Below are 10660 nucleotides of genomic sequence, written 5' to 3'. Positions count from 1 at the left end.
GGTCGAAATCGGCTGGGAGCTCCAGATCGTCCTGCGGCACGTCAGCAACTACCGGCGTCTCGACCGGTGGCAAGTCCTTCACGCCGTCGTCCAGATCCAGCAGGAAGTCATCTTCAGCCAACGTGGCCGGCGATGGTTCGGCGCCGAGATCCATATCCAGATCGAAGTCCGACAGATCGTCGAGATTGTCTTTCATCTCGGTTTGTTCTTGCAGCACTGAAGCGAAGCTCAGGTCGTCTTCGGCCGGAAACGCGTCGAGCTCGACAGGCGCTTCTGGCTCGGCCACTGGCGCAGGATCGACCGGGGTGATGTTGTCGAGGTCGTCCAGGCTCAAATCGAACGCGGTGTCGAGGTCGTCAGCGGCAGCCTCGGGCGCTTGCGGCTCGTCTTGCAGCAATTCCTTGACGTACTGCGCGTCCAGTTCGGCAGCGACGGCGGCAGCTGCCAGCCCACCGGCAGCAACCACGGCCATGGCCGGGAAGCGGCTCTTCAGTGCTTCGACCTTGGCGAAGTTATCGCCATTGGCCACCAGTTGACGCTCTTGCGCAACGAACGCATCGCGATCGCCCTGCTGACCGTAGACTTCCATCAGCTTCAGGCGCAGATCGCTGCGTTCCGGCTCAAGGCTGACGCCCTCTTCCAGCAGCGCGGCGGCTTGATTGAGACGACCGGCATTGATGTGCGATTGCGCTTTGTCGAGCACGTCATCCGATCGCTCGCCGGCCGGGGCCACCAGTGGTGCGGCAATCGGCGCAGCCATCACCACCGGAGTGACGACCGGTGCAGGGGCTGGCGCAGGTGCCGGAGCTGGCGTATTGAGCTTGACGCTGGCTGCCGGGGTTTCCAGACCAGAGAAGCTGCTTTCCGGCAGATCCTGCTCAGCGGAGAACTCTTGCTCTTCAGCCAGAGCGCGGGCCATGCGCAGGTGCTTTTCGGCTTCCTGCTGGGCTTTGCGACGGCGCGCCAGCAGCAACAGCAGAAGCAGCAGAACCACCGCACCGCCGCCGATCAGGCCGAGCAGGATCGGATTGGTCAGCAGTTCATTGAAGGCTTTGTCGTCATCGGCGGCAACAGGCGGCGTAGTTTCGACCACCGGCTCGACGACTGGCTCAACCGGGGTTTCCGCTGGCGGCGCGATGGCCGACTCTGGAGTCGGTGAAGCCGCTGCGGCGTCGGCCGGGGTGGCTGGCGGTGTTGCGGCCAGTTCGGCAGTGATCGCCGGCACCGGCGGCACAGCACCGTTGGTGCCAGGCGCAGCGCCGGCACCGGCGCCGTCGGCCTGCATCTTCGCCAGTTGATTGTTCTTCAGCTCGATGAGCTTTTGCAGCTTGTCCAACTGGCTCTGCAGATCAGCCATGCGGCTTTTCAGTTCCTCGTTGTCACGACGGGTCGTGTCGAGGTTTTCCTGAGTGATTGCCAGTTTGTTGCTCAGCGCCTTGGCGTCGCCGGCCGGGCCTTTTGCGCCGGGCTTGGCGCTTTCCGCCGAGACGAGGCTCAGATTGTCCTGGGTGTTGGCCGCTGCACCGGTATTGCCACGGCCACGATTGGTCGCATCCAGCTGCTGCTGACCGGTGCCAGGCTTGCCCACATAACGACGGCCCTGACGCCAGGCTTCGTTCTGCGCCGCCACTTCAGCGATGGCTGCCGACTGCGGCAGCGCTGTGCTTTGTACCGGGTCCGGCAGACGCAGCACCTGGCCGGTTTTCAGACGGTTGATATTGCCGTCGATAAAGGCATTCGGATTGAGCGCCTGAATCGCCAGCATGGTCTGCTGCACCGAGCCGCCGTTGCGCGCCTTCGCGGCGATTTCCCACAGGGTGTCGCGCGGCGTGGTGGTGTACTGATTGCGATGGGTCGCGCCAGTGGTTGGCGCAGTGATGGTCTGCGACGGCGCCGGTTGCGCGGCGGCGTCTGCGGTCTGCGGCGAGAACTTCGACGGATCGAGCAGCACGCTGTAATCACGCAGCAGGCGGCCATTGGGCCACATCACCTGCACGAGGAACTTCACCATCGGTTCCGACAGCGGTTGGCTGGAGGTCACGCGCAACACGCTTTTGCCGCTGGCGTTGAGTACCGGGGTGAACGTCAAGTCATTGAGAAAAGCCTGACGATCAACGCCAGCCTTGGCGAAATCTTCAGGGGAAGCCAGGCTCGGCACCACCTCGGCGGCGGTGAGATCCTTGACGTCGAGCAGCTCGATTTCAGCCACCAACGGCTGGTTCAGGGTCGACTTCAGGGTCAGCTCCCCGAGCCCGAGGGCATGCGCCATACCGGAGGACAGCGCCGAGGCGGCCGCTATTGCTAACACCAGTTTGCGAACTTGAACCATAGCCTCATCCTTTGTTTGAACGTTCCTCGGCCAGCGAGAAGCTTTTGAATACCGCTGCCGTAAGGCATTGCGCGCGACGACGGGGGTCGCCGCGCGCGATCATTTCGGTGCTGCCCCGGAAAGTCCCGGAGGGTGACTCGTCATCGACGCGCTTCGGGCAAGCATAGCGCTCACCTAGAATCAGTCGACAAATTGTTGCCAAGTATCTTTTACAGCAGGTCTTTTATCAACAACTCAGCCAGTTGCACGGCATTGAGCGCCGCGCCTTTGCGTACGTTATCTGACGTCAGCCAAAGATTTAGTTCCGCCGGGTCGTCGACGCCCGTGCGCACGCGACCGACGTACACCACGTCCTGCCCCACCGCATCGCCGACCGCGGTCGGATAATCGCCGGCCTCGACCAGCTCGATGCCCGGTGCTGCCTCGAGCGCGGCGTTGACCTTTTCCAGGTCAACAGCGCTGCCTGACTGCAAGGTCACGCTAAAGCTATCGCCAAAAAACACCGGGGCTTGAACGCAAGTGGCAGAAATCTTCAATAAAGGTTTTGCCAGCACCTGGCGCAACTCGCGCACCAGACGTTTTTCCAGCAGCGTATGGCCTTGCGCATCAGGCGTACCGACTTGCGCCAGCAGGTTAAACGCCATCTGCCGATCAAAGAAGGCCGGCTCCAGCGGGCGCATGTTCAGCAGCTCGGCAGTCTGCCGCGCGAGCTCGGTGACCGCTTCGCGACCTTGCGCAGAAACGGCCAGGTTGGCGGTGACGTTGACGTATTGCAGATCGAGCAGATCAAGCAACGGCGCCAGCACCACCGCAAGCGTCGTCGCAGACGGGCTTGGGCTGCTGACCTGGAATGGGCTTTTCAGACTGGCGAGAATATCGGCATTGGCCTCGGGCACCACTTGTGGCGCCTGATCTGCAGGCAACGCGCAGGACAGGTCGATCAACGAGCAACCGGCAGCATGGGCACGGGCGGCGTAGCTCAGCGACACCGCAGCGCCAGCGGCGAAGAACACCAGTCTGACCTTGCTGAAATCGAACTCGTCGACCTCGCGCACGCGTACGTTTTTGTTGCGGAACAGCACCGAGCTGCCGGCCGATTCGCTGCTGGCCAGCAGGTGCAGGTTGCCGACCGGGAAGTCGCGTTCTTCGAGAATCTGTACGAGGGTTTCGCCGACAGTACCGGTGGCGCCGATAACGGCGATATCGAAAGTCTGGGTCATGGAGCTACCTCTGGCAAAACGGGGGGAGCGGCACTTTACCGGGTGGGTGGCGCACAGGCAATTTCTGCAGGATTTGCGGCGGCTGGACCGGCCCTTTCGCGAGCAGGCTCGCTCCCACAGGGACCGCATTTCAATGTGGGAGCGAGCCTGCTCGCGAAAAAGGCAGTACAGACACCGGAGAAATCCTTGGCATAAAAAAACCCGCACCTCTCACAAGGCACGGGCTTCTTCATTGCTTCAAGCGATCAACGCTCCAGCAGGATCCGCAGCATGCGGCGCAGCGGTTCGGCCGCGCCCCACAGCAGCTGGTCGCCGACGGTGAAGGCACCGACGAATTGCGAACCCATGTTCAGCTTGCGCAGACGACCGACCGGTACATTCAGGGTGCCGGTGACCTTGGTCGGGCTCAGCTCCTGCATGCTGATCTCGCGGTTGTTCGGCACCAGCTTGACCCAAGGGTTGTGCTGGCTGATCAGCCCTTCGATATCGGCGATCGGTACGTCTTTGTTCAGCTTGATGGTCAGCGCCTGGCTGTGGCAGCGCATGGCGCCGATGCGCACGCAGATGCCGTCGACCGGGATCGGGCTCTTGAAGCGACCGAGGATCTTGTTGGTCTCGGCCTGGGCCTTCCACTCTTCGCGGCTCTGGCCGTTCGGCAGTTCCTTGTCGATCCACGGGATCAGGCTGCCGGCCAGCGGTACACCGAAGTTTTCGGTCGGGTACGCGTCGCTGCGCATGGCTTCGGCCACGCGACGGTCGATGTCGAGGATCGCGCTGGCCGGGTCGGCCAGTTGATCGGCGACAGCGGCGTGGGTCGCGCCCATCTGCTTGATCAGTTCACGCATGTTCTGCGCGCCGGCACCGGAGGCCGCCTGATAGGTCATGGCGCTCATCCATTCGACCAGACCGGCCTCGAACAGACCGCCCAGACCCATCAGCATCAGGCTGACGGTGCAGTTGCCGCCGATGTAGTTCTTGGTGCCCGCGTCCAGTTGCTGGTCGATGACCTTGCGGTTGACCGGGTCGAGAATGATCACCGCGTCATCGTTCATACGCAGGCTCGACGCCGCGTCGATCCAGTAACCCTGCCAGCCGGCTTCACGCAGCTTGGGGAATACTTCGCTGGTGTAGTCGCCGCCCTGGCAGGTCAGGATCACGTCGAGGGTCTTCAGCTCGTCAATGCTGTAAGCGTCCTTGAGCGGAGCAATGTCCTTGCCCACGGACGGGCCTTGGCCACCGACATTGGACGTGGTGAAAAACACCGGCTCGATAAGATCGAAATCCTGCTCTTCCAGCATCCGCTGCATGAGCACGGAACCGACCATCCCGCGCCAACCGATCAGACCTACACGTTTCATCGCAACTACACCTTCTTGAAAAGTGGGCCGCTGCTTTGTATTGAATTTCGCAGCGGGCCCGAGAGATTACAGATTCCGCAGCGCGGCGACTACTGCGTCGCCCATTTCCTGCGTACCGACTTTGGTACAACCGGCCGAGTGGATGTCGCCGGTGCGCAAGCCCTGATCGAGCACGACGCTGACGGCTTTTTCGATGGCATCGGCAGCGTCGTGCAGATTGAAGCTGTAACGCAGCATCATCGACACCGACAGGATCGTCGCCAGCGGGTTGGCAATGCCTTTACCGGCAATGTCCGGCGCCGAACCGTGGCACGGCTCGTACATGCCCTTGTTGTTGGAGTCCAGCGAGGCCGACGGCAGCATGCCGATCGAACCGGTGAGCATCGACGCTTCGTCGGAGAGGATGTCGCCGAACATGTTGTCGGTGACGATCACGTCGAACTGCTTGGGTGCGCGCACCAACTGCATGGCGGCGTTGTCGACGTACATGTGGCTCAGTTCGACTTCCGGGTAATCCTTGGCCACCTGCTCCACCACTTCACGCCACAACTGGCTGGATGCCAGCACGTTGGCCTTGTCCACCGAGCAGAGCTTCTTGCCACGAACCATGGCCATGTCGAAACCGACACGGGCGATGCGGCGAATTTCGCTTTCGCTGTACGGCAGGGTGTCGTAGGACTGACGCTCGCCATTGTCCAGCGTACGGGTGCCACGCGGCGCGCCGAAGTAAATGCCGCCGGTCAGCTCACGGACGATGAGGATGTCCAGACCGGCAACGATTTCCGGCTTCAGGCTCGACGCGTCGGCCAGTTGCGGATAGAGGATCGCCGGGCGCAGGTTGCCGAACAGGCCCAGTTGCGCGCGGATTTTCAGCAGGCCGCGCTCAGGGCGGATATCACGCTCGATGGTGTCCCATTTCGGGCCACCGACAGCGCCCAGCAGCACGGCGTCGGCAGCGCGGGCGCGATCAAGGGTTTCGTCGGCCAGCGGCACGCCATGCTTGTCGATGGCCGCGCCACCGATCACGTCGTGGCTCAGCTCGAAGCCCAAGCTGTACTTGTCATTGGCCAATTCCAGCACCTTGACCGCTTCGGCCATGATTTCCGGACCAATACCGTCACCCGGGAGAATCAGAATCTGCTTGCTCATGCTTTCCTCGTGTCTTCAAGCGGTGCGCCAGTGAACGGCGCGCCGGGAAAAATTCTTATCGCTCAGCCATCAGTACGATTACATCGGTACTGAACGAGCCGTCGGCATCTATCTCAAAATACTCACGCACTTCGTTGCCCATCGACTGCTGCAACTGGCGGATCGCCGCGCGCATCACGTCAGGTGTGCGCATGCGCTCCACCCAACTGCTGTACTCCAGACGCAGGCGCTGCCGGGTGGTACTGCGCACATGCAGACCGGCTTCGCTGACCTGGCGCAGCCACTCGGCGGCGGAGTAGTCGCGGACATGGCTGGTGTCGCGCAACACTTCAACGCTTTGCAGGTAAGTGTCGAACAACGCACTGCCCGGTGACAACACATCAACGAACGCCGCCACCCCGCCCGGCTTCAGCACCCGACGCACTTCGCGCAAGGCCTGACCGAGGTCGCTCCAGTGATGCGCCGAATAGCGGCTGAACACAAAATCGAACTCGCCATCGGCGAACGGCAAGCGCTCGGCAGCACCGTTGACGGCAATGATGTTGCTCAAGCCGCGATCGAGGGCAGCGCCGGCAACCACATCAAGCATTTGCTGCGACAAGTCGTAAGCCACCACTTCCCTGACCAGCGGCGCGATATGGAAACTGACGTGACCGGCGCCACAGCCCAGATCCAGCACCCGCGCTCCACCCTGCCCGGCCAGTTCAGCCTGGAGCAGCGCGAATTCGCTGCCTTGGGCGTGAACCGCGCTGCTCAGGTAAGCGGCGGCCTGTTCGCCGAATTGCTTCTGGACGACCTGGGTGTGCTGGGCGGTGCTGGTCATGGATCACATCCTGTAAGCAGTGTTATTTGAAATACATTCCCTGTGGGAGCGAGCCTGCTCGCGAAGAGGCCCGCCCTGACTACATCAATCCCGAATCAAGCGTCGCGAAACAACCACGGCTGACTAACCCGATGCTTGGCCTCGAACGTCGCAATCGCATCGCCGTCCTGCAAGGTCAGGCCGATATCGTCCAGACCGTTGAGCAGGCAGTGCTTGCGGAACGCGTCGATCTCGAAGCTGTAGACCTTGCCATCCGGGCGGGTCACGGTCTGCGCTTGCAGGTCGATCTGCAATTGATAACCCGGCTCGGCTTCAACCTGCTTAAACAGTTCATCAACTTCTGCATCGCTGAGGATGATCGGCAGCAGGCCGTTCTTGAAACTGTTGTTGAAGAAGATGTCGGCGTAACTCGGCGCGATGATGCTGCGGAAACCGTACTCTTCCAGCGCCCACGGCGCGTGTTCACGGCTCGATCCGCAGCCGAAGTTCTCGCGGGCGAGCAATACGCTGGCACCCTGATAACGCTCGGCGTTGAGGACGAAATCCTTGTTCAACGGGCGCTTGGAGTTGTCCTGGTACGGCTGGCCGACATCCAGATAACGCCACTCGTCGAACAGGTTCGGACCGAAACCGGTGCGCTTGATCGACTTCAAGAACTGCTTGGGAATGATCTGATCGGTGTCGACGTTGGCACGATCCAGAGGCGCGACAAGACCAGTGTGCTGGGCAAAAGCTTTCATGCTGCGCTCCTTTTAGATCAATTCACGAACGTCGATGAAACGGCCGTTCACTGCTGCCGCCGCCGCCATGGCCGGGCTGACCAGGTGGGTACGGCCACCGGCGCCCTGACGGCCTTCGAAATTACGGTTGGACGTCGACGCGCAATGCTCGCCGGACTCCAAACGGTCCGGGTTCATCGCCAGACACATCGAGCAACCCGGCTCGCGCCATTCGAAACCGGCCTCGAGGAAAATCTTGTCCAGCCCTTCAGCTTCCGCCTGCGCCTTGACCAGACCCGAGCCCGGCACGACGATCGCCTGCTTGATGGTCGAGGCCACCTTGCGGCCCTTGGCGATCACCGCAGCGGCGCGCAAGTCTTCGATGCGCGAGTTGGTGCAGGAACCGATGAATACGCGATCAAGCTGAATGTCGGTGATCGCCTGATTGGCGGTCAAACCCATGTATTTCAAGGCGCGGACGATCGAGTCGCGCTTGACCAGATCCATTTCCTTGGCCGGGTCCGGCACGTTCTGATCAACAGCCAAAACCATCTCAGGCGAAGTGCCCCAGCTGACTTGCGGCTTGATCTGCGCGGCGTCGAGCTCGACCACGGTATCGAACTTGGCATCGGCGTCGGAGACCAGGTCTTTCCAGGCTTCGACGGCCATGTCCCACTGCTCGCCTTTCGGCGCGAATGGACGACCTTTGACGTAGTCGATGGTCTTCTGATCCGCCGCCACCAGGCCGACGCGGGCGCCGGCTTCGATGGACATGTTGCAGATGGTCATGCGGCCTTCAACGGACAGATCGCGGATCGCGCTGCCGGCAAATTCGATGGCGTGGCCGTTACCGCCGGCGGTGCCGATCTTGCCGATCACCGCAAGGACGATGTCCTTGGCGGTCACGCCGAACGGCAATTGGCCTTCGACGCGCACCAGCATGTTTTTCATTTTCTTGGCCACCAGGCACTGCGTGGCGAGCACGTGCTCGACCTCGGATGTGCCGATGCCGTGGGCCAACGCACCGAATGCGCCGTGGGTCGAGGTGTGCGAGTCACCGCAGACCACGGTCATGCCCGGCAAGGTCGCGCCCTGCTCCGGACTGATGACGTGAACGATGCCCTGACGCACGTCGTTCATCTTGAACTCGACGATGCCGTATTCATCACAATTGTCGTCGAGGGTCTGCACTTGCAAACGCGAAACCTGATCGGCAATGGCTTCGATGCCGCCCTTGCGCTCCGGGGTGGTCGGTACGTTGTGGTCCGGGGTCGCAATGTTGGCATCGATGCGCCAAGGCTTGCGCCCGGCCAGACGCAGGCCTTCGAAAGCTTGCGGCGAAGTCACTTCGTGGATGATGTGACGATCGATGTAGATCAGCGCCGAGCCATCGTCGCGCTGCTTGACCAAATGCGAATCCCAGAGCTTGTCGTAGAGCGTTTTGCCGGCCATCAGACGGTTCCTCATCAGCTTGTTTCTATGCCCTGGGCTTATCAATAACCCTTTGGCTTGTGAGGCCGATCCTATGGGGTTAGATTAAATAACTCAAATTCATATTTTTTATGCTTTGGATAACCAACTGGAATGCGACATGGACTTGGCTAACCTCAACGCTTTTATTGCCATCGCCGAGACCGGCAGCTTCTCCGGCGCCGGCGAACGCCTTCATCTGACCCAACCGGCGATCAGCAAGCGCATCGCCGGTCTTGAGCAGCAATTGAAGGTGCGCCTGTTCGACCGCTTGGGCCGTGAAGTCGGCCTGACCGAGGCCGGTCGCGCCCTGCTGCCAAGGGCTTATCAGATTCTCAACGTGCTCGACGACACCCGCCGCGCCCTGACCAACCTGACCGGTGAAGTCAGCGGCCGCCTGACGCTGGCCACCAGTCACCACATCGGCCTGCACCGCTTGCCGCCTCTATTAAGGGAGTTCACCCGCCGCTACCCACAGGTTGCGCTGGATATTCAGTTCCTTGATTCGGAAGTGGCCTACGAGGAAATTCTCCACGGCCGCGCAGAACTGGCGGTCATCACCCTCGCGCCGGAGCCGCATACTCTGGTCAAAGCCACGCCGGTATGGGACGACCCGCTGGATTTCGTCGTCGCCCCGGAGCATTCGCTGATCAACAACGGTGCCGTCAGTCTGGCGGACATCGCCGGCCATCCGGCGGTTTTCCCCGGCGGCAACACCTTTACCCACCACATCGTCCAGCGTTTGTTCGAAGCTCAGGGCCTGACGCCGAACATCGCCATGAGCACCAACTACCTGGAAACCATCAAGATGATGGTCTCCATCGGCCTGGCCTGGAGCGTGCTGCCGCGCACCATGCTCGACGAACAAGTGGCAAGCATCGCATTGCCGGGCATACAGCTCACTCGCCAGCTAGGCTATATCTTGCACACCGAACGGACGCTATCGAATGCAGCATGCGCCTTCATGGCCCTGCTGGATGCACAAATCGATCGGCCAGGGATCCCGGCCTGACTTGTGCTACTCCTATAGCGCCGCTCCTGTGCCTAACGCCACTCAGCTCAAGGCCCGCTGACAATGCCGAAATCTGTTGACCGAACTCCGCCGATGCCGCGAATCCAGGCCGTCGATCCGCGCCATTCCGAGCAGAGCTGGGAAAGCGCGCCGCAATTGCTCGCCGCGCTCAACGGCGCGCGGCTCGGTGCCTGGTATTGGGACATCGAGCGCGGGCAGATCAGCTGGTCGCGGGGCACCCAGGCGTTGTTCGGTTTCGATCCACGGCAGCCGTTGCCCGCCGATTTGGAATACCTCGACCTGTTGCCGCCGGAGGACCGCGCGAAAACCGTGCGCGCCTTCCACGCGGTGATCGCCGGCGCCCCGCTGGAGCAGGCGATGCATCACCGTATTCGCTGGCCCGACGGCAGCCTGCACTGGCTGGAGATCAGCGGCAGCCTGCTGCCAGACAAGAACGGCCGGCCCCGAATGATCGGGGTGATTCGCGAAATCACCCACCAGCGCCAGCGCGAGCAGGCCTTGAGCAGCTCGGAGAAACGTTTCGCTACACTTTTCCACCTATGCCCGAACATGGTTTTGC

Annotated in this window: 9 protein-coding genes; 2 read left to right on the top strand and 7 right to left on the bottom strand. The window is 61.7% G+C overall.

Going from position 1 to position 10660, the window contains the following annotated elements; translation table 11 throughout:
• From OQK_RS20005 to leuC, 7 genes are all read right to left on the bottom strand, one after another.
• Positions 1-2329, bottom strand: a 2329-nt coding sequence (locus OQK_RS20005) for a FimV/HubP family polar landmark protein (RefSeq protein WP_016773936.1), incomplete at its 3' end; no start/stop codon positions are given.
• Positions 2330-2538: 209 nt separating this feature from the next.
• Positions 2539-3549, bottom strand: a complete 1011-nt coding sequence (locus tag OQK_RS20000) for an aspartate-semialdehyde dehydrogenase (protein ID WP_016773935.1) — start codon at positions 3547-3549, stop codon at positions 2539-2541.
• A 245-nt stretch (positions 3550-3794) separates the two neighbouring features.
• Complete coding sequence (gene asd, locus OQK_RS19995; RefSeq protein WP_016773934.1) at positions 3795-4907, bottom strand: aspartate-semialdehyde dehydrogenase; 1113 nt, start codon at positions 4905-4907, stop codon at positions 3795-3797.
• 66 nt (positions 4908-4973) lie between these two features.
• Positions 4974-6056, bottom strand: coding sequence for a 3-isopropylmalate dehydrogenase (gene leuB, locus OQK_RS19990; RefSeq protein WP_016773933.1), 1083 nt, complete (start codon positions 6054-6056; stop codon positions 4974-4976).
• 55 nt (positions 6057-6111) lie between these two features.
• Positions 6112-6879, bottom strand: a complete 768-nt coding sequence (locus OQK_RS19985; protein ID WP_016773932.1) for a class I SAM-dependent methyltransferase — start codon at positions 6877-6879, stop codon at positions 6112-6114.
• Positions 6880-6974: 95 nt separating this feature from the next.
• Positions 6975-7619 carry a 3-isopropylmalate dehydratase small subunit gene (gene leuD / locus OQK_RS19980; RefSeq protein WP_016773931.1) on the bottom strand — a complete coding sequence of 215 codons (645 nt, stop codon included), beginning with the start codon at positions 7617-7619 and terminating at the stop codon, positions 6975-6977.
• A gap of 12 nt (positions 7620-7631) precedes the next feature.
• Entirely contained in the window at positions 7632-9050 is a 1419-nt protein-coding gene (leuC, locus tag OQK_RS19975; RefSeq protein WP_016773930.1) for a 3-isopropylmalate dehydratase large subunit, read from the bottom strand.
• A gap of 139 nt (positions 9051-9189) precedes the next feature.
• On the opposite strand from leuC, the gene OQK_RS19970 reads away from it, so the two are divergent.
• Together OQK_RS19970 and OQK_RS19965 are read left to right on the top strand one after the other, a co-directional pair.
• Entirely contained in the window at positions 9190-10080 is an 891-nt protein-coding gene (locus OQK_RS19970) for a LysR family transcriptional regulator (RefSeq protein ID WP_016773929.1), read from the top strand.
• A 63-nt stretch (positions 10081-10143) separates the two neighbouring features.
• Positions 10144-10660, top strand: a 517-nt coding sequence (locus tag OQK_RS19965) for a PAS domain-containing protein (protein ID WP_157221960.1), incomplete at its 3' end; no start/stop codon positions are given.

Source organism: Pseudomonas sp. R62 (assembly GCF_000257605.1).
GTDB lineage: Bacteria > Pseudomonadota > Gammaproteobacteria > Pseudomonadales > Pseudomonadaceae > Aquipseudomonas > Aquipseudomonas atacamensis.
The sequence above is the reverse complement of the archived record's forward strand: the minus strand, read 5'-3'. Positions and strand labels throughout refer to the sequence as shown.